The organism is Paenibacillus phoenicis (assembly GCF_034718895.1).
Classification (GTDB): Bacteria; Bacillota; Bacilli; order Paenibacillales; family Paenibacillaceae; genus Fontibacillus; species Fontibacillus phoenicis.
In genome coordinates, this window is sequence record NZ_JAYERP010000001.1 from 1,206,645 (window position 1) to 1,227,494 (window position 20,850).

At 53.3% G+C, this 20,850-nt stretch carries 17 protein-coding genes; 13 read left to right on the forward strand and 4 right to left on the reverse strand.

Annotated elements, in window-relative coordinates; genetic code table 11:
- Position 1 precedes the first annotated feature (1 nt).
- Entirely contained in the window at positions 2-874 is an 873-nt protein-coding gene (locus U9M73_RS05685; RefSeq protein WP_009223230.1) for a YitT family protein, read from the reverse strand.
- A gap of 146 nt (positions 875-1,020) precedes the next feature.
- On the opposite strand from U9M73_RS05685, the gene U9M73_RS05690 reads away from it, so the two are divergent.
- From U9M73_RS05690 to U9M73_RS05745, 12 genes are all read left to right on the forward strand, one after another.
- The gene (locus U9M73_RS05690) at positions 1,021-1,311 is read left to right on the forward strand and encodes an alpha/beta-type small acid-soluble spore protein (protein ID WP_009223231.1); all 291 of its coding nucleotides are present in this window, start codon (positions 1,021-1,023) and stop codon (positions 1,309-1,311) included.
- 36 nt (positions 1,312-1,347) lie between these two features.
- The gene (gene glsA / locus U9M73_RS05695; RefSeq protein WP_009223232.1) at positions 1,348-2,289 is read left to right on the forward strand and encodes a glutaminase A; all 942 of its coding nucleotides are present in this window, start codon (positions 1,348-1,350) and stop codon (positions 2,287-2,289) included.
- Between the two features lie 144 nt (positions 2,290-2,433).
- Positions 2,434-3,750, forward strand: a complete 1,317-nt coding sequence (locus U9M73_RS05700) for an ABC transporter substrate-binding protein (RefSeq protein ID WP_260069965.1) — start codon at positions 2,434-2,436, stop codon at positions 3,748-3,750.
- Between the two features lie 75 nt (positions 3,751-3,825).
- Positions 3,826-4,602 carry a Nif3-like dinuclear metal center hexameric protein gene (locus U9M73_RS05705; protein ID WP_260069966.1) on the forward strand — a complete coding sequence of 259 codons (777 nt, stop codon included), beginning with the start codon at positions 3,826-3,828 and terminating at the stop codon, positions 4,600-4,602.
- Positions 4,603-4,616: 14 nt separating this feature from the next.
- The gene (locus U9M73_RS05710) at positions 4,617-6,692 is read left to right on the forward strand and encodes an alpha-glucuronidase family glycosyl hydrolase (protein ID WP_009223235.1); all 2,076 of its coding nucleotides are present in this window, start codon (positions 4,617-4,619) and stop codon (positions 6,690-6,692) included.
- Between the two features lie 113 nt (positions 6,693-6,805).
- Entirely contained in the window at positions 6,806-7,768 is a 963-nt protein-coding gene (locus U9M73_RS05715; RefSeq protein WP_009223236.1) for a carbohydrate ABC transporter permease, read from the forward strand.
- A complete protein-coding gene (locus U9M73_RS05720; RefSeq protein ID WP_323076519.1) occupies positions 7,765-8,607 on the forward strand; it encodes a carbohydrate ABC transporter permease in 843 nt (280 codons plus the stop codon). Before U9M73_RS05715 ends, U9M73_RS05720 begins: the two co-directional genes overlap by 4 nt.
- A 96-nt stretch (positions 8,608-8,703) precedes the next feature.
- Entirely contained in the window at positions 8,704-10,506 is a 1,803-nt protein-coding gene (locus tag U9M73_RS05725) for a cache domain-containing sensor histidine kinase (RefSeq protein WP_323079065.1), read from the forward strand.
- 65 nt (positions 10,507-10,571) lie between these two features.
- Entirely contained in the window at positions 10,572-12,191 is a 1,620-nt protein-coding gene (locus tag U9M73_RS05730) for a response regulator transcription factor (protein WP_323076520.1), read from the forward strand.
- A gap of 21 nt (positions 12,192-12,212) precedes the next feature.
- Complete coding sequence (locus U9M73_RS05735) at positions 12,213-13,316, forward strand: Gfo/Idh/MocA family protein (protein WP_323076521.1); 1,104 nt, start codon at positions 12,213-12,215, stop codon at positions 13,314-13,316.
- 29 nt (positions 13,317-13,345) lie between these two features.
- Positions 13,346-14,419 (forward strand): Gfo/Idh/MocA family protein, encoded by a 1,074-nt coding sequence (locus tag U9M73_RS05740; RefSeq protein WP_323076522.1) that lies wholly within the window; start codon positions 13,346-13,348, stop codon positions 14,417-14,419.
- Between the two features lie 73 nt (positions 14,420-14,492).
- Entirely contained in the window at positions 14,493-15,257 is a 765-nt protein-coding gene (locus U9M73_RS05745) for a MerR family transcriptional regulator (protein ID WP_009223242.1), read from the forward strand.
- A 91-nt stretch (positions 15,258-15,348) separates the two neighbouring features.
- Here U9M73_RS05745 and U9M73_RS05750 read toward each other — a convergent pair whose 3' ends face one another.
- Both U9M73_RS05750 and U9M73_RS05755 read right to left on the reverse strand, forming a co-directional pair.
- A complete protein-coding gene (locus U9M73_RS05750; protein ID WP_323076523.1) occupies positions 15,349-16,578 on the reverse strand; it encodes an aminopeptidase in 1,230 nt (409 codons plus the stop codon).
- A gap of 343 nt (positions 16,579-16,921) precedes the next feature.
- A complete protein-coding gene (locus tag U9M73_RS05755; protein WP_016310842.1) occupies positions 16,922-18,166 on the reverse strand; it encodes an IS110 family RNA-guided transposase in 1,245 nt (414 codons plus the stop codon).
- A 406-nt stretch (positions 18,167-18,572) separates the two neighbouring features.
- Here U9M73_RS05755 and U9M73_RS05760 point away from each other — a divergent pair, with 406 nt between their 5' ends.
- Positions 18,573-18,842, forward strand: a complete 270-nt coding sequence (locus tag U9M73_RS05760) for a hypothetical protein (protein ID WP_323076524.1) — start codon at positions 18,573-18,575, stop codon at positions 18,840-18,842.
- 259 nt (positions 18,843-19,101) lie between these two features.
- Here the strand turns inward: U9M73_RS05760 and U9M73_RS05765 are convergent, their stop codons facing one another.
- Complete coding sequence (locus tag U9M73_RS05765; protein WP_009222856.1) at positions 19,102-20,547, reverse strand: transposase; 1,446 nt, start codon at positions 20,545-20,547, stop codon at positions 19,102-19,104.
- Positions 20,548-20,850 lie beyond the last annotated feature (303 nt).

Genomic DNA, 20,850 nt, shown 5'->3' on the forward strand with positions numbered 1-20,850 from the left:
ATTATTGAACCGGCCTTGAGAACCGTCCGACAATCTCCGTGGATTGAACCACATTCATGAATGCGTGAGGGTCTGTACTAACCACAGCTTTCCGGACGGCAGCTAGTTCGTATCGGGTTGTCACGGTCATTAAGGTATAGTTTTTCTCTTCGTGATACCCGCCTTCAGAACTGAGGCAGGTAATGCCGTGATGCAGCTTGCGCAGTTGGCAGAGCATCTCGTCTTTACGCTTCGTAATGATGAAGCAGGTGACCTTGATATGACCAACATGGATCATATCGACGACTTTCCCTTTGACGAAGGTCGATAACATTGAATACAGGGCTAGATCCCAGCTTTGAAAAAAGCCAAGCGCTAGAATAACGAGCCCGTTAAGCAGAAAGAGGATGTTCCCCATGGGGACGTCCTTTTTTCGTGTGACGATGGATCCAAGAATATCAAACCCGCCGGTCGAGCCGCCAGCCCGCAGCGAAAATCCGATGCCCGCTGCAGAGATGATTCCGCCGAATACCGCGGCTAGAATCGGATCTCGGGTGACTTTCACCTCGGGGATGATGGAGATAAACCAGGTGGTGCTGACAACAGAGATACAGCTAAGCACGATATAACGGCGTCCCACCGCTTTCCAGCCCCATATTATCAAGGGTACATTAATCAAAAAGTAGACAAGCGAGATATTCCATCCCGTCAAATACACGATGATGGAAGCAAGGCCTGTGACGCCCCCGGACAATAGTTTATGCGGAATCAGGAACAAATTGAGCCCTACTGCTACAAGTACGGCGGACAGCAGAATGACGCCGATCTCCTGCGTAGGCTTTAGGCATGCTCGAAGCGGTTTTTCAATCATCGGACGATACTGGTCCAAATTCATAACTGATGCCTTCCTTAAAAATATCGTTTATAAAATATGATTATCGGCTTAAATTATCTTTTTTATCACATCAACCGACTATGACTTATCTCACCGCTTACTGGGAATCTTATTGGATAATTCTCACTTGAAAGCGGGGGATATCCATGGTACAACCAAAGGGAAGTGGCGGGAATGGCCGTCAAGAGACGGACCCGGCGCTTCGCCTGAGCCGGTTTAAGGCGGAAGTCATGATGAATGAGGGATACAATATACCTCAAGAGCGGCCGGATGACGTGAAATATGAAGTTGCCCAATCGTTAGGAGTTCCACTCCGCGAAGGCGATAACGGTGATTTGACGACCGCGAAGGCCGGCAAGGTTGGCGGTGTGATCGGCGGGGCGATGGTCAAGGAAATGATCCGCTTGGCTAAACAACGCTTAAACAATCAGCAGTAAGATAGGTTACCAGAGAAAAATGCAGGAGGGTTCACCATGGCTGTGAATGAATGGGAACAACTGAAGCTCCACCTGGATAAGTGGGTGGAAGAGTGCCGAGAAACCAGCGCTGCAGGCAAGGTTGCGGAGTATATCCCTGAGCTGTCAAAGGCGAAGCCGGATATGCTCGGGATTCATATCCTGGATGCCAAGGGGCGATCCATCTCCGCAGGCGAAGCCCAGGACAGTTTTACGATGCAGAGCATTTCGAAGGTGTTCACGTTGATTCTGGCGCTCATGGACCATGGGGAATCCGCGGTATTTTCCAAGGTAGGCATGGAACCGACCGGCGATCACTTTAACTCCATCATGAAGCTGGAGTTGGTGCAGCCGGCGATTCCGTTTAACCCGTTAATTAATGCCGGCGCTATCGTGGTATCCTCCATGATTAAAGGGGAGAATGCGGAGGCGAAATCGGCGCGGATCTTGGCTTTCTTTCGCGAGTTGGCCGGCAATCCCAACCTGGAATACGATATGCAAGTATACATTTCAGAATCGAAGACGGCGCATTTGAACCGATCAATCGCTTATTTTTTGCTGGATAAAGGAGTGTTGGGCTGCGGCGTTGATGAGGTGCTGGACATCTACTTCCGCCATTGCGCGATTAAGGTCTGCTGCGCGGATTTAGCGCGGATGGCGCTGGTCCTGGCCTTCGACGGGAAGGACCCCTTGACGGGCAAGACGCTGATACCTAGAAGGTATGTGCAAATCGCCAAGACGTTTATGGTCACCTGCGGGATGTACAACGGGTCCGGGGAATTTGCCATCGAAGCTGGGCTTCCGGCGAAGAGCGGCGTATCCGGCGGGATCTTGACGCTTGTGCCCGGACGTTACGGGATTGGTGTGGTCGGGCCCGCACTCAATTCCAAAGGCAATAGCATTGCGGGCGTGCAATTAATTGAACGGCTGTCGCAAACGTTGGATTGGAGCCTATTTTAATATGGAAAGGGCAGACTTTGGTGAATAAACATTTTCGGGCAATTTTAAAACAAATTGTGCATTGCTCTCATACCCACTTCCGTTTGGAGTCGTTACTATAAAGGATGTAAACAGATATTTACGATTTAAATGGGAGGGTTATCAATGTTTAAATGGAAGCGTTTACTGACGACGCTGGTAGCGGTTACCATGGTTGGGGCGCTGGCTGCCTGCGGCGGCGGTACGAACGGTAATGCAGCTAAACCGGCAGGAGCGGCTGGGGAAGGCAATGCCGCAACTAGCACGGGCAGTGAGCCGGTGAAACTGCGGATTATGTGGTGGGGGGCGCAGGAACGGCATGAAGCCACCTTGGCAGCCCTTGATTTGTACACGAAAAACCATCCGAACGTCACCTTTGAACCGGAATACTCCGGGATGGACGGTTACTTGGACAAGCTGTCAACCCAGGCAGCGGCGAAAAATGCGCCGGACATCATCCAACTCGATCCAGGCTGGACACCGGACTGGGCGAGCCGCAAGCAATTGGCTCCTCTGGATGGGGTTGACGTATCGAAGATCGATCCGAAGCTGTTAGCCGGCGGACAACTGGATGGAACGCAATACGCTGTTCCTCTTGGTTCGGTGGCATTCGGTATGATTTATGATAAAGCCGCGCTGGACAAGCTGGGCGTCAAAAATCCGGAAAACGGCTGGACTTGGGATGATTTCTTCGCACTGGCGAAGGAGCTGAAAGGCAAGCTGCCAAGCGGTCAGTATTTTACAAAAGATTATGCAGCCAACTACTTCATGTACTCGGCTTATCAGTATAGTAAAGGCAAAGGAACGGTCATTACGGAGGATGGGAAGTTTAACATCGATGAAGCTTCCTTCCTGGAATGGACCAAGCATTTTGAAGAGCTGCGCAACGAAGGGTTAGTACCGCCGGCGGACGTCAACTCCTCTGACAAAGAGTTCGATCCGCAAATGGACCTGATGGTTGCCGGAAAAATTTTGTTCCGTTACAGCTTCTCCAACAACTACGGTGCATGGGACAGCATCAAGCCAGGCGCTTACGCGCTCGTTACGATGCCGCGAGCCGAGGAAGCCGGCGGTTGGCTGAAGCCGTCGATGTACCTGGCCGTGTCCGACAACTCCGAGCATAAGGCAGAGGCAGTAGAGTTTATCAACTGGTTCGTCAATGATCCGGAAGCTTCGAAAATCCTGAAAACCTCGCGGGGCTTGCCGGTCAACAAGGATAACGCGGCAGCGCTGGAATCCAGCATGAGCGATGTGGATAAGGTAGGCATGGAGCTGCTCCGCGCTACTGAGAAAGACGGCCAAACTTGGACGGCCGGTGCAGGGGGCTGGACGAACTATATCGATAAGGACTTTCCTCTGGTACATGATCAGCTGAGCTTTGGCAAGATCACTCCAGAAGAAGCCTACAAGCAGTTGAAAGAAGCAGCTATGGCTTACGAATAAGACTTACATTCGACTTCAGCCCGGAACAGGATTCTCGTTCCGGGTTGATTTTTACCAGGGAAGGGGGAGGTATAGATGCTGCGCATCCAAGATGTTCTGGACCGGCTAACAGCGGCCCAGCCTACCGTGGACGGTTTAGTCTGCGGCAAGCCGGAGACACAAGTGCGCGGAATCGCCGTCACGTTTATGGCAACGCAATCAGCCATCGAGCAGGCGGCTTCGCTGGGAGCGAACCTGTTGATTTCGCATGAAGGGGTATTTTACAGCCATCGACCGGACGGGAACAAGTTGCTGGAAGAGGATCCCGTTGCCCGGCATAAGCTGCAGCGACTGAAGGAGCTGGACCTTGCGATTTATCGGTATCATGACGGCATTCACCGAGAGACGCCGGACGGCATTACGGCCGGGTTGATCGAGGAGCTCGGTTGGCAGGATGCAGTAGGGGAATATCGCCCGGCTTCCGCAGTGTTAGATCTGCCAGCAGCGACCCTTAAGGATTTGGTCAGCTTGTTGAAACGGAAGCTGAATCTTCCGTTTATCCGATTCACGGGCAATCCGGATATGGGATGTCGGAAGGTCGGAGTGCTGGTTGGCTACCGGGGCGGCGGCGAGCTGGCAATCCCGCTGCTGGGAGAGGTCGACTTGATCATCGCCGGCGAAGGCCCGGAATGGGAAGCGCCCGAGTATGTACGGGACGCCGTTTATCAAGGCCGGGAGAAGGCGATGATTTTCCTTGGCCACGGTCCCAGCGAAGCACCTGGAATGAGGCGGTTAGCCGGCAAGCTCCGCATGGCTTTCCCGACCCTTCCGGTGCATGTGATCGAAAATGAAACGTTATTTCAATGGAGATGACAGGGGGAGATTCCATGAACAAATCAACCACAATGACGGAAGTTGGGTATGATGCCTGGCTTCGATACCGGAGTATTGAGCCGGGGGAGAGACAGGCAGAGTTAAATCGATTTGGCGGCATCGTCGTCGAAGGCACCGATGAAGCGGCAGCGCATACTGCGGCTCAGGAGCTGTCGAGAGGCTTATCCCAAATGCTGGGGCGCGAGATTTCCATCATCGAGAGTGCGGGGGATACCCCTTGTTTTGTGCTGGGGTTGTTGGGGCATAGTCCAATCCTGGATGCGGTGTTCTCGGAAGGGAAGGCCGCTTTGAAGCTGGGGCGGGAAGGGTATGCCCTGCGGCATGAACCGGGCTCCGGTCGGATCGCCATTGGCGCGGAAAGTACCTCCGGTTTATTGTACGGCGTGTTTGACTTGCTGCGCCGCCTGGGGAGCGGACAGTCGCTGCAAGGGCTGAATATTTCGGAACGTCCGGTGAATGGGCTGCGGATGCTGAATCACTGGGACAACATGGACGGAAGTATTGAGCGGGGCTATGCCGGTTCTTCGATTTTTTATGAAGATAACCAGTTTACGAAGAACCTGGAGCGCATTACCGATTATGCGCGGCTGTTGGCCTCGACGGGCATCAATGCGATTTCCATCAACAACGTCAATGTGCACCGGATCGAGACCGGACTGATTACGAAGGCATTTTTGCCGGATGTATCGAAGGTGGCCGAGATCTTCCGCAATTACGGCATCAAGCTGTTCCTTAGCATCAATTACGCGGCTCCGCTGGAAATTGGCGGCTTATCCACCGCCGATCCGCTTGACCCGGAGGTCGCGGCATGGTGGCGGGAGCGCGCGGACGAGATTTATCAGGCGATCCCGGACTTTGGCGGGTTCCTGGTGAAGGCGGACTCGGAGAACCGGCCGGGGCCGTTTACGTATGGCAGGGATCATGCTGACGGCGCCAATATGCTGGCCGAGGCACTGGAACCTTACGGCGGGCTTGTGATTTGGCGTTGCTTCGTCTACAACTGCAAGCAGGACTGGCGGGATCGCAAGACGGATCGAGCACGGGCCGCCTACGATCATTTCGTCCCGCTCGATGGACGGTTTAAAGAGAACGTGATTTTGCAGGTCAAAAACGGTCCGATTGACTTCCAAGTGCGCGAGCCCGTATCGCCGCTGCTGGGCGCGATGCCAGCGACAAACCAGATGATCGAGTTCCAAATCACGCAAGAATATACCGGGCAGCAGCGCCATGTCTGCTACCTCGTTCCCCAGTGGAAAGAAGTGCTGGACTTCGACACCCATTTGAAGGGCGAGGGCTCAACCGTCAAACGGATCGTAGACGGTACGCTGCATGGTTCCCGTTACAGCGGGTTCGCCGCGGTTTCCAATATCGGGGACGACGCCAACTGGACCGGCCATCTGCTGGCACAGGCGAACCTTTATGGCTATGGGCGGCTGGCCTGGAATCCGGACCTCAGTTCCGAAGCGATTGCGGAGGAGTGGATTCGGCTCGTATTTGGGAGCGACGAACGGGTCATCCAGGTGATTCTTCGTATTTTGATGGATTCCTGGAGCATTTACGAAAGCTACACGGCTCCGCTGGGCATCGGCTTTATGGTGAATCCGAACCATCATTATGGCCCGAACGTCGACGGCTATGAATACTCGATGTGGGGGACGTATCATTTTGCCGATTGCCACGGGATCGGTGTTGACCGGACGAAAGCCACGGGGACGGGGTATACCTCGCAATACGTAGAGCCAAATCAAAGCTTATACGAAACGCTGGAGACTTGTCCCGACGAGCTGTTGCTCTTCTTCCACCATGTGCCGTACACCCACGTGCTCCAATCCGGCAAGACGGTGATTCAGCATATTTACGATACCCATTTTGAAGGGGTGGAACGAGCCGAGAAGCTGGTGGAGCTATGGGCTGGTCTGTCCGGCTTGATCGAAGAGCCGCTGCATCAGCAGGTCGCCAAGCGATTGGCGGAGCAAGCGGAGCATGCCAAGGAATGGCGGGATCAAATCAACACGTATTTCTATCGCAAAAGCGGAATTGCCGATCAGCAGGGGCGGCGGATTTATTAAGATTTTTTTCGTGATATTTTAAAAGATTTCGAGGATTCCTCTTCTACAACCGGCCGTGGGCCCGCCCTATACTTGAGCTATAAGCACTCAGAAACTGCAGAGGTGAAGCAAGCATGAAAAGTTCCGCGGCCTTGGGCTTAAAAGACGCGCCAGCCATCAACAAGCGCCGGATCTTCCTCAAACGATGGAATGCTCCGGTGGCCGGCTATTTATTTATTTCACCGTGGCTGCTCGGGTTTCTCGGGCTGACCGCATATCCGCTGATTTTATCGCTGTACTACTCGTTTACGGACTACACGCTGTTGGAACCGATCAACTGGGTGGGGACCAAAAACTACGAGCTGATCTTTACGGCGGACTCCAAATTCGTGACTTCGGTCAAGGTCACGTTCCTGTACGTTTTGGCTTCGGTTCCTCTGAAGCTGATCGCGGCGCTGCTTGTCGCTTTGGTGTTGAACCGGGCGGTGCGGGGGATTGGGCTGTACCGCACGGCGATTTACTTCCCGTCGCTGATCGGTGGCAGTATCGCTGTATCGCTGCTCTGGCGTAATATTTTTGGCGTGGACGGGATCTTTAACAAAATTATCGGAGCGTTTGGCTTCGAGGGGAAAGGCTGGATCACCAGTCCCGATACGGCGTTAAGTACGCTCGTGCTGCTCACGGTCTGGCAGTTCGGTTCGTCGATGGTCATCTTCCTGGCAGGGCTGAAGCAAATCCCGGGTGATCTGTATGAGGCTTCCGCTGTGGACGGCGCCGGAAAGTTTCGCCAGTTCTTCAACATCACGCTGCCGATGCTGTCGCCGGTATTGTACTTCAACCTGGTGATGGGCGTCATCAACGCGTTCCAAATGTTTACGTCAGCGTTTGTGATCACGAACGGCGGCCCGATGAATTCAACGTATGTGTATGCGCTTTATTTGTACGAGCGGGCGTTTAGCCGGTACCAGCTTGGTTATTCGTCGGCACTGGCCTGGATCATGCTGGTGATGATTGTGATTGCCACGTTGATCATTGCAGGAACTTCGAAATATTGGGTGTTCTACGAAACGGAACCTGAAGGGAGAAATGGCAGATGACCTTTAAATGGAAGCCGCTGGTCCGGCACCTCTTTATGATTCTGTTTAGTTTGGTCATGGTCTATCCGGTGCTGTGGTGGATCGGCGCGTCGCTGAAGACGAACGGCGAGCTGGCTTCGCCGAATATTTTCCCTTCGGTTCCTCAATGGAGCAACTTCGTTAAGGGCTGGAATTCGGTGCCGGGTCACACCTTCACCGACTTCTACCTGAACACCTTCGCCTTGGAGGCGGCGGTGATTGCAGCGACGCTGGTATCCAGCACGCTCGTTGCGTTTGGGTTCGGGAGATTGAATTTTCCTTTGAAAAACCTCTGGTTCTCCTTGTTTATGCTTACCTTAATGATGCCGGGGCAGGTGCTGATCATTCCGCAATACGCTTTGTTCCACCAGCTTGGTTGGGTGAACACGTATTTGCCGTTTATCGTGCCACATATGCTTGCGGGCGGTGCGGGCGGGACGTTCTTCGTCTTCCTGCTGATCCAGTTCGTGCGCGGCATTCCTATGGAGTTGGATGAATCGGCGAAAATCGACGGCTGTTCGTGGTTCGGCATCTACTTCCGGATCGTCATGCCGCTGATGGTTCCGGCGATCGTGACCGTCACCATCTTCTGCTTCTTGTGGAACTGGGACGATTTCCTCGGACATCTGCTGTATCTTAATTCGGTAGACAAGTATACGGTCAGCCTGGCGCTGCGAATGATTAACGATTCCCAGTCGGCCCAGGAATGGGGACAACTGCTGGCAATGTCACTCGTCTCCATCATTCCGGCTACCTTGATCTTTATGTTCTTGCAAAAATACTTCGTCGAAGGGATTGCCACAACCGGAATAAAGGGATAAGGGTGGCGAATGGCCAATTATATTACGGTAAAGCGTGAACGATCTTCGCAGCTTTACCGTTTTTTCCTTACACCTGAAGGGAGTGCAGCCTTGCGTATGACGAATCCGTTTAAAAAATTTCGGATCGACAGCTTGTTTTTTCGCAGTTTTTCCATCTTTATGGTGGCCGTCTTGGCCTGTATCGCCTGGGCCAGCTATCGCATTTCATCCAACGAGCTGGCCAAAACCAGCTCCCATTATCAGCAGCTGCTGCTGGACGAGCTGAATAATGAAATTACCACCCGGCTGGTGATGATCGAGCAAATTTCGCTGTCGACGTCCCGCGATAACGAGTTGATTACGTTCCTGCGCGACCGGCAGGATGAATACGACCGGCACCGCCGGTCCGTGAGCGTGGAGCGCGCCTTAGCGAATCTGACTTATTCGATTCCGATCATCCAAGGAATCGACTTATATATGGAGCGTCCGCTGCGCGGGGATGCCAACAGCTATATCCAGTTTCGTGGTTTGAGCGATCTGGCCAAGCAAGATTGGGCGGAGGCGCTCGACAAGAACGATTTCGCTTGGGTTAGTGAGCATGAAATACCCAGCTTCCAAGGGAATGTGCGGGTGCTCAGCTTCGCGCGCAAAATCGTCGAGGAAGACAAATACCTTGGTGTACTCGTCGTCCATGTCAAAGCGAAAGAGATTGAACAACTATTAGCCGGACATTCTGCGCCGGCCAACCGGATGATGATCGACACGTTGGGGCAGCTGACGTTGAAAACCGGGCTGGTGCCTGAGCATGCCGAGTTATCACAATGGATCAATGTGAAAACCGACCAATCCGGGTACGTTCATATCCGGGGAAATAAAGAGCTGGGGGATTCGCTGCTGGTGTATTCCAAGATGCGGGATTCCCATTGGATGCTCGTGGAAGTCACGCCTTGGAGTGAAATTACGAGCGGCGGCTTTCGTCTGGCTTTGGTTATCGGCGTGATTGGGGTCATCGCCATTTTGTTTGTCCTGCTGTTGACCCTTTACTTAAGCCGCCAATTTACAAAACCAATCAAACAGCTTGTGACCGCAATGCGGCAGTATTTCGTAGGCGATAGAGACGAAACAGGCAGCGGCGGGCATCCCGTTGATTTGCCCAACGATTACGAGAACGAGTTTGGTTATCTGTTCGACGGCTATCGCAAGCAGATGGAGCAGATTGAAGAGCTGTACCGCTCGCTGCGGCGGCGATACGAGCAGCAGCGCAAAGCGGAAATCGAAGCGTTGCAGGCCAATATCAATCCGCATTTTCTGTATAATATGCTGGATCAGTTGAACTGGATGGCGATTGAGGCCGGGCAGGACGAGCTTAGCCGGATTCTCGAGCTGATGGGCCGGATGTTTCGGATTGGCTTATCCAACGGCAACAGCTTTATTACCATTGGCGAGGAACTGGAGCATATCCACTGTTACCTGGAAATTCAACAGCTTCGCTGGCAAGCCGGCGGCGGCGGTGAACTGGAATATACGATCGATGCCCCGTTCTCTGTTCAGGAGTTGTTTATTCCGAAGCTGACGTTGCAGCCGTTCGTGGAGAATGCCATCGTCCACGGTTTTAACGGTCGTACACAAGGGAAGTTGTGGATCACGCTGGAGGAGCAGTCTGACCGACTCGTGATTACGATCGATGACGACGGCGCTGGACTGCAGCAGGCCGTGCCCCGCGAGCGCAAGCGGAGAACGGGGGGCTACGGCATCCGCAATGTGAAGGAGCGGATCGCGGGTTACTTTGAAGGCGCTTACGGCGTGGAGTTATCTCAACGGGAAGAAGGAGGCACCCGTGTCGTGATTACGTTGCCGAAGCTGCTGGAGCCCCCGGTGCCCCAGTTCATTGATCCGCTTGAACCCGGACCGGCCGCGTGAGCCGCATGTCCGTGCCAGAACATCTAAGACATCTTGGAGGAGAACAGTCAAGGAGGTAGTTGAGGGTGTGGAAAATCGCCATCATTGATGATGAACGCCAGGTGCTGCAAGGGATGAAACGGGCGATTCCGTGGGAACAACTCGGGGCGACCTGGGTTGGGGAAGCCCAGAACGGGAAGGACGGGCTGGATGTAGTCCGGCAAACGAATCCGGATATCGTCATCACGGACATTTATATGCCGGCGATGAATGGCATTGATATGATTGAGCAGCTGCGGAAGGAAGGGTATGACGGCAAGGTCATTATTTTTAGCGGCTATTCGGATTTCGAACATGCACGCCAAGCGCTGCGCTTTAATGTCAGCGATTATGTCTCCAAGCCGATCAGCATGCCAACGCTGAAGTCGATTCTGGGTAAGGTGATCGATGAGTTGGCCAAGGAGGAAGAGATTCGCCGGAAGCAGGGCGAGATGGAGCGGAAGCTGAGTCTGTATGAGCCGTTCATCGAGAAGGAGTGGGTCCGCTCTGCGGTCGTCGGAACGCTGGACAGCTCGTACCGCGAGGCAGGGCGTTTGCCGGAGCCTTATCGATATTGGACGGATCATCGGCACGTGACGATTGGTATCGATCTCGTCCGGGATGCGCGCGTCGGCCAATTTTCATTGTCGGACTGGAACCTGTTCCGCTTTGCGATCAGCAATATTGTCTGCGAGGTGGCCCGCAAAAGGTTCGGGACCGTGGAATATACCGAGCTGCACAGCACAAGGGCTGTCTTGATCGTCCACCCGCGTCCGGATGAGCCAAAGCAATTGCTGGAGAGAAAGCTGCATGAGCTGGGCGTAAAGCTGATCGATGCGATCAAAAGCTATCTCAAGCTGGTCGTCCGCGTCGGAATTGGGGGTGTCAAGCCGCAATGGCAGCACATCCCGGATTCAACGGAGGAAGCGTTCCGGGCCATCGACATGAGGTTGGGGCGGCGGGATTCTACGTATGCGTTATATGCCTATCAGGACGAAGAAGACGGAAAAACGGCAGCGGCGAGTTTATTTTCAGTGAAATTTTATGTGGAATTGGCTTCTGCATTAAAGGCGTCCCAGGAAGCCGAAGCTAAGAAGCTAGTGGCCGATTACATGAACCGGCTGGAGCTGCAGAAGGCGATGACCCCTGAAACGGTGCAGATTTTTGCCTGCGAGCTGTGGGGGGTATTTACGTATTGCCTCTATGAAACGGGAGTTCTGCTGAATGATCTTGTACCTGAAGAGCAGATCACCAAGGAGTTGGTGGGCTTAACCGGTCTGGAGCAGCTCACCGAATGGTTGTCGGATAAAATTACGCTGATCTGCAGCAGCCGCCAATGGCGGGGGAACAGCAAGCACCGGCAGGTGGTGGATTACATGACCGGTTATATTCACGAGCATTATGCTGAGGACATTACGCTGGCGGAGTTGTCGGAGAAGCTTTACATTTCCCGCAACCATTTGTCCATCATCTTCAAAAACATAACCGGCGAAACGTTCAACAACTATTTAACCCGCGTTCGGATCGAAAAAGCACGCGAGCTGCTGCTGCAGCGCAATATGCTCGTTTATGAGGTGGCCGAACAGGTCGGCTATAAGAACGTGCCTTATTTCAGCACACTGTTTAAAAAAATCACCGGCATGAGTCCAACGGATCTGATCAAATAAGACACAGGGGAGAGAGAAATCATGATTAACATCGCCATCATCGGCACTGGGTCGATTGCAAGTACCCATCTTGAGGCGTTTGCCCGCTTTAGCGACCGTTGCCGGATCACGGCGCTGGTCGATCGGAGCGGAGGAAAGGCGTACCAGCTCAAAGAGCGTTTTGGCCTGGATTGCGCGGTCTATTCGGATTACAAGGAAGTGTTGAACTTAGATTCGGTGGATTTAGTATCGATTTGTACGCCGCCATCTACCCATGCAGACATTGCGTCGGATTTTCTGCTGGCAGGCAAACATGTCCTGGTGGAAAAGCCGATGGCCCCGTCGCTGTCCGAATGTGATCGGATGCTGGAGGCAGCAGCTCAAGGCCAGGCGCTCTTGTCCGTCGTGGGGCAAAACCGCTTTTATGATCCGATTCGCCGGGTGAAGCGGGTGATCGATGCCGGTTTAGCGGGCCGCATCGTCCACACTGAAGCAAATTCCTATTGGTGGCGCGGCCGCAGCTATTACGATGTGGAATGGCGGGGGACATGGGAAAATGAAGGCGGAGGCTGCGTCATGAACCACGCGGTGCATCATCTGGACCTGCTGCTATGGCTTAGAGGGATGCCATCTAGAGTCCACGCGGTCACCGCCAATACTTCGCACCGGAATTCCCAGGTCGAGGATTTGTCCATCGCGGTCTTGGAGTATGCAGACGGCGGTTTAGCTCAAGTGACCAGTTCCGTCGTTCATCATGGCGAAGAGCAACGGCTTGTTTTTCAGGGGGAGCGGGCTAAGGTGGGAATTCCATGGCAGTTGTATGCCTCGGAGGAAGGGGACGGCGGATTTCCGAGGCGGAATCCAGATCTGGAGGCGGAAATCCAACGAGCAGCCGAGGAGGTCGCACCGCTGCCATACACCGGGCATGCCGGGCAAATTGACGATGTGCTGCGCGCCATTGAAACGGGCTCTCGGCAGGTGCTGATCGACGGGAACGAGGGGCGAAACACGATCGAGCTGATCATGGCGATATATGAATCTGCCGCAACCGGGAAGCCGGTTACGTTGCCGTTGTCCAAAGATTCGATCTATTATTCACGGGAGAGTATTATCGGCCGAGCACCTCGGTTTCACCAACAGGCTTGAGTCTATGATCATGGAGGAGGGAATCTGGCATGGCCATCACATTTAGCATCATCGGCGGAGCGGGCTTTCGTGCCCAATATTATTTACGGATTGCCAAGGCGATGCCGGATCGGTTCCAAATCGGCGGCCTGGTCGTCCGCGACGAAGCGAAGGCGTTGGCGATGGAGCGGCAATGGGGCGTGCGGACGTACCGCTCGGTGAGAGCCCTGCTTCAGCAAGAGCAGCAGGATTTTATGGTTCTGTCGGTGAGCGGCTCGGAGATGCTGCCTTACCTGCTGCAGCTCGCAGAAACGGGGATTCCCGTCCTCTCGGAAACCCCGCCGGCAGCCGACCTTGCGGGACTCGAACTGCTGTATGCAAAGCTTGGGCAAAGCGGCGCAAAGATCCAGGTGGCGGAGCAATATCATTTACATCCGATCCAGCAGGCCAGACTCAAGTTGATCGAAACGGGACGGCTGGGGCGGATTACCGAAGCAACCGTCTCTATCTCCCATTTATACCACGGTGTCAGTCTGATTCGCCGGCTGCTGGGAGTTTCTTTTGAGGAAGTGCGGATTCGCGCCATGCGGTTTGAATCAAGTTGGGTACAGGGGCCAACACGCAGCGGTCCGCCTACGGAGGATCGGCTCGTCCCTTCGTTACGAGAACTGGCATGGCTTGATTTCGGCGACCGGTTGGGGATCTATGATTTTACCCGCGATCAGCATCGCTCCTGGATTCGCTCCAATCATTGCTGTGTCCGCGGCGAACGCGGTGAAATCTTCGATTCGCGGGTATTCATTCAGCAGGAAGATACCACCCCGCTGCAACTGGAGCTGAAACGGGTGAATAAGGGCGAGCTGGAGAACCAGGAGGGATATTTTCTGCAAGGCATTCTCTGCGGGGAGCAGTGGCTGTATACCAATCCGTTTGCGCCGGCTAGATTATATGATGATGAGCTGGCGATTGCGACCGGCCTGATGAAGATGGGCGAATATGTTCAAGGCGGGCCGGAGTTTTACGGATTGTGGGAGGCTGCACAGGATCATTATCTCGGAATGATGATTGAACGGGCGGCGCTTACTGGGGAAACGGTGGTTGCTGCACGTCCGAGCTGGGCCTAAATTTTCCTTGAAAAAAGATTTGACCTTCACGTTACGTTAACGTTTATCATGAGTGTTGTCAGGAGGTGAGCTTGTGGAATACACCATTCAGAAGCTGGGGAATCTTGCAGGGGTCAGTACCCGGACGCTGCGTTATTACGATGAGATCGGACTACTGAAGCCGGCCAGAACGAACTCGTCGGGATATCGCATTTACGGTCGTCGGGAAGTCGATCTGCTGCAGCAGATTTTATTCTATCGGGAACTTGGCCTTAGTTTGGAAGATATCCGGTCCATCGTCACCGATCCCGGATTCGACGGTACCCGCGCGCTGAAAGAACATCGGAATCAACTCCTTGACAAACGCAAGCAACTCGACGCATTAATCGCCAATGTGGAAAAAACGATCGCGTCGCATGAAGGGAGAATCACGATGCAAGATCAAGAAAAATTTGAAGGCTTCAAGAAGCAGTTGATCGAGGAGAACGAGCGTAAATATGGCCGGGAGATCCGGGAAAAATATGGGGTAGACACGGTGGAGAAATCCAATCGGAAGCTGATGAATATGACCAAAGAGGAATACGAAAAGGTGACGCAGCTGGAGAACGAAGTAAAAGCCACGTTAGCCGAAGCCATCAAGACGGGCGATCCCGCCGGTGAACTTGCGCAGAAGGCCGCAGATTTGCACAAGCAGTGGTTGACGTTCTACTGGAGTGATTACAGCAAGGAAGCCCATGCCGGGCTGGCGCAAATGTACGTCGATGATGAGCGTTTTAAAGCTTATTACGACAAGGATCAGCCGGGTGCGGCTGAGTTCCTGCGGGATGCGATTCAAATCTATACCGGGATGAAATCATAAGAAATAGCTCTCCTTTCCGTTTGTCGGGGAGGAGAGCTGTTTTTTGTTGGAGCAGGGTGTGGTTTAAGGTTTACGCCCTACGACCTACGCCTTACGCCCAGTTCCCGTTGCGGAATACCGGCTCGATCGTCCCGTCGGCCAGCTCGCCGTCAATGTTGAGCTCGGCGGAGCCGATCATAAAGTCTACATGTGTTAGACTGACGTTGGCTCCTCTAGCGAGCAGCTCTTCTTTGCTTAGCTTGGCGCCGTTTTCGATATTTACCGGATAAGCGCTGCCCAAGGCGAAATGGCAAGATGCGTTCTCGTCAATCCCGGTGTTATAAAAGATCCGGTTTAGTCTTGAGATCGGCGAGTCATGCGGCACCAGGGCGATTTCACCGAGATAATTGGCTCCCTCGTCTGTTTGGAGCAGGTTCTCCATATGCTCCCGTCCGGATTTGGCGTCGAAACTTACGACTTTACCATCCTTGAACGTCAGCGTTAAGCCTTCGACAAGTTGGCCGTTCAAATTCAGCGGCATTGTGCTGGCTACGGTCCCGTTCACCCCGGTACGGTGCGGCATCGAATAGATTTCCTCCGTCGGCATATTGGCGACAAAATAGTTCCCCGCCTCATTGTAATCCCCTCCTCCCAGCCATAGATGGCCTTCGGGTAACTCGACTTGGAGATCGGTGCCCGGTGCGCGGTAATGCAGCTTTTTGTACCGTTTGGCATTCATATGCCCTTGCCGTTCTTTCAACTGCTGGATATGCTCGTGCCAGGCGGCTATCGGATCCACGCGGTCAACGCGGTTCATTTGAAAGACGGCTTCCCACATGGCCGGGATCCGCTGTTCTTCGGGCAAATCGGCAAACACTTTGTTTGCCCAAGCTTTCGTTGGTGCTTTGATCAGCGACCAGGTGATCCGGTTATTGCGTGTTTGGGCGGAATGCTTCTCCCGCGCTTTCGCTGCCGCTTTGACTGCGGTAGACACCTTGGCTGAAGGGATGCCCCGGAACAGCTCCGGATCCGGTACCTTAATCCGAAGGATCGCGCCGCCTTCCTCTCCGAACTGTTCCGCCATATCCGCGAGCCACTGCGGATAGTAGGACAAGGATTCGTCCGTGGCATGCTCGTAGCGGATGCGGGTAATTTGCTCGTCTTCCCAGTCGACGTGGACGTATTTGGCTCCGGCGTCGTAGGCTTTGGCCACCAGCAGGCGGGTGAAGTCCACCGTTTCCAGCGGTGCTGTCAGCATCAGGTTTTGGCCGGGCTGGATATTCACGCCGACCCGGATGACCAATTCGGCGTATTTTTCAAGAAGTACCTCGAAAGCTTCCATCAATGTAATCCTCCAGTATGCACAGTTTTTCAAACCAAACAAAACTTATTGTAGCACGAACCGGAGGGGAGTGAAAAAGAAAGAGCCGGAAAACTCAGGGGTTCCATCTTGGATATCCAATGGATTGTGCATGATTTGAGCTTTAGTTTCACATCCTAACCTCATCATTGCTTGAGTCCAGCGGTATGATGTCAAGCTGTTGATTTAATCGAATTGGAAATTTCCCGTGCCTGTTGAGCGCGGAGTCACGAAAAAAGGGCGCATCAAACCAAACCCAGCCAAAAACCATGTCAGATACCAGATTTTTACTGGGAATTCGTGAAGGACTAAGGCAAAGGAGGCGTTAATCCTTGGCGCTATTCACCTTCCTTCGAGGCGTGTAGAGTTGGCCGCTGCGTAGCAGCACATCGACCAGACGCACGAGTTTTCTTGCCGTTAAGACGAGGGCGCGTTTGTGTTGATTCTTGGGCACTTCGTGATACTTCTTCCGGTAATATTCACCGAATTCTTCATCGCGCATCCTAACCGAGTTGGCAGCTTCAACGAGGTAGTAGCGCAGGAATCGGTTGCCGGATTTGATGCGGGCGGTGTCCTCCGCCTCGAAGACGCCGGACTGGTGCCTGCGCCACGTCAGACCCGCGTACTTGGCGACGGCGGCTTGATCCTTGAACCGTTCAATATCGCCGAGTTCGCCGAGCAGACCGGCTGCATAGACTTTGCCGATGCCGGGCACTGACAGCAAGCACTGAGCGCCTTGAATGCCGTCGAGGACCCGCTCGATCGCTTTGTCGAGATCCTTGAGCTGCTTCTGGATGCTGCGGATGGATTCGATGGAGGTGCCGAGCACCAGGTCAATCGAATCCTCCACGACCTTGGACAGCCGATAGGAGGCGCGGGCAGCTTGCTGAATGCAGCGGGCGACCCGCTCGGGATCGGGGAAACGATTGCGTCCCTTGTCCCGCAGATAGTCGGCCAGATCGGCCACGTCCATCTCGGCGATGTCATCGAGGCTGAACTTCTCGGAGAGCATCTCCATGAGCGCATGGCCAAACACGGAGCTGTCGACCTCGGTTGTAAACGCATTGCACTTGTAGAACAGGTTCTGCAAGAAGTACTGCTTCTCGCGAGCCAAGTTATGGACCAAGTGGAAACGCATGCGCGTGAGGCGTTGAAGGGCGACATACTGCTCCTGCATGACGATGGTGGTCGTCAGGCGGCCGAAGCGCAGGCGATCCGCAATGACCCAGGCGTCGAGCCGGTCGGTCTTGTCCATATCCGCATAGGCTTCTCTGAACTTGCTGATGAGCTTGGGGTTCAAGGTGAACACCTTGGCCTTGCGCTCTCGAAGCGCTGGATCCTGATGCAGGTACATGGCAGGGTGCCAGCTGTAGACGGAAGTGGCTTCCAAGCCGATGTGAATCTCGGTGACGGCCAACTTGTCCGCTGCAGCGACGATTTGGTCACGCAAGTGCGAGGCGCCATTCAAATTGTTTTTGACGGTGAGTGTCTCAAGCTTGTCACCGTCAGCGTTCATGAAACACGCTTCGAGCTCTTGCGAGCTCACGTCAATACCGACAAAAAGCTTCAAGTGAAATTCCTCCTTTCGCTAGGGATTCAGGGAATGGACGCTCCGGGATGCCTCCGGCGCACGCGCAGATCTATCACCCTCGCGTATGAGGACACACTTCGGGCCATGAGCTGCCCCGGATCTGCTAAAACCGGGCATGGGATGCCGAAGGGAACAGCCAGCGGGTAAGAAGCTCAGACGCGTACCGGAGAAACAGACTTAAGGAGTAGACGATGCTACTGGAGGCAGAAGGATTTCCCCGAATGGACCCTACGTTCCATTGTCCAGAGGCATACCGGAAAGTCCAGTCCCTGATAGAATTTTCAAAGAACAAGCTGAAAATTTGGAGGCTGTTTTCCATCCCCCGGGGGGATGGAAATGAACCTAAAAGAGCTTTTTAAAGATACTATACGAGGAGGAACTGAACATGGAAAATCCATTTTCCAGCATGCAATCTCAAAATCCGATTTCACTTGCACAGCAGTCGGTTAAAAAAGCGCATCGCGCAGTAACCCAAGCTCAGTCGCATCCTCGTGAAGAAACGGTGGAGGGTGCCCGCAATGCGATCGAAAAAGCGGAAAACGCCATCGCCCAAGCCGACGGCCGGATGAATCCCGAGCCGATGGAGCGGGCCAAAGAGGATCTAGCCGAGGACCAAGCGGTATTGGCGGAAGTGGAAAACCAATTACATTCTTGAAGAACTGGTGTATGGGAAAAAAGCCGGTGGTGTACCCCTGATAAGATGGGGACGGACCGGCTTTTTGGTTGTTATGAAGGGAGGGGGGCGCCCTCCAGCGATAGATGTTTTATCCCCGAAGCGGAAAACTGTAAAAGTGCAGGTATTTTCGAGAATATCTCGATTTTGCGGGCAAAGCCTGCAAAAGAAGTCAATTTCATAATTCAATTTATTAGCTACTGCAGGTAACCAATTTCGAGGTGTACATTTTCAAAAAAAGTTACGCGGCTTGTTTGGTCAAACGGATGTTCATGTTCAAATAATCCAGCGCATATTTAGACACATTGTACGCTAGGTAACTTAGTTCGAGATCGACGAACGCACGTTTTTTGAGCCTTCGTGTAGTGCCCATGCCAAAGTATAACTTCAGATATGCAAAGACGCGTTCAATAGCGGTCCGCTGCTTAAACAATTCGGCAAACTTCTCGCTTCCCCGGCCAGGTGCTGTGTATTTGCGGACGTCGGTTTCTATCCGGATTTTATACACCTTCTGGCAACCTGTAGCTTGCAGCGGACATTCCTTGCATTCTTTCGGACGGGTAAATTTCACGTTGCCCCCCTTGGGGTCGTAGCTGTCATAACGGTACGGATGGCCTTGTTCACACAGCGGACGATAATATTTGTCTTCCTTCAAAGGCAGTTTGGTGCGGTGAATTAACGGGATAATCGGAAAAGCACCTAACTTGCGGATTTGTCGGTATACCGCTTCGCCGTCATAGCCCTTATCAGCCAAAACGTGCTTAACCTGCAGATCCGGAAATCGCTCCTGAAGTCGCTTCAGCAGCATAATGGCCGGTCTCTGGTCACTGACATGAGCGGAGCAGGTCTCGCCGGCAACAATATATTGGCTTGCCGTGTCGACGAGCAGATTCGCCTTGTACCCGTACCAGAATTTCACGCGGTGGGTGCCTCGCGGATCGCCTTTTGCGCCAGTGCTTGGGTATTGCGGCATATCGCGGGCGAGTTCTTCGTAACTGGCTGGCAACATGTCGGCTACTCCCCGTTCGAAGAAACCAAGCGACGCTTCGTAAGCATCCATTTGCTTCCGCCACTCGTCCCATTCCGCTTTCGGGATTCTCCCGCGTTTGGAACGTTTGGGCTTCTCCGGCTTGGCTTCCTGGGACGGCGTGCATGTGTCCGCGGAGAACAAGGCAGGGTCTTCGTCAACGAGAGGGCTGGAAGAAGTCGTCGTCTTCCCTTCATCCAGCTTCGAATTTCGGTCGAAGGCCTCAATGTGGGACGAATCTATTGCCAGAACCTCACCCGAAAGAAACCCTGCGGCAATTGCCTGGTCTACCACTGTATCCAGAACGTGTCTCAGTACGCCGCTTTGAGCCAGCCTGGCTACAAGGCGGGAATAGGCGGCTTCACTCGGTACCCGGTCCGAATCGGTAAAGCGGCATAACCTTCTGAATTCGGAGCTGGTTCGCAGACGCTTGATCAGATCTTTCGTATAGCGGATATGTTCCAGTTTTCCAATAATGAGGGAATACATCATCGCTCTGGTATTTAAACTTTCGGAGCGGCCGCGGGTACTTTTTTTGCTAACGGCATGCAGGATGATCCCCATGGGGACGTGTTCCAGAATGGCACTGTATTTTGCCTCATCCGCCATTCCCATTAATTCCTCGAAGGAAAATAGCTCTGCTTGTTGAATACCATACATGGGAGTACTCCTTTCTCGTGGTTGGTGTGGTAACCTTTACTTCGAGATTTTGGGGAGGTACTCCTTTTTTACATGCTGAAAAACCTTATCCCACAAGGGGTTACAAATTATGAAATTGACTTAAAGTACAGTTATTTTTCGCGATATTGCTCAGATTGGGGAATTTGGCGCAAAAAGCCTGCACTTTTGCAGGAATTTCTGAGGCAACGGCGATTTGCCCCTATAAAAACTGTATTTTTGCAGTTATATGATGAGTAAGTGCGTGAATAATTGAGTCGAGTGGGGTCGTGCGATCATATTATA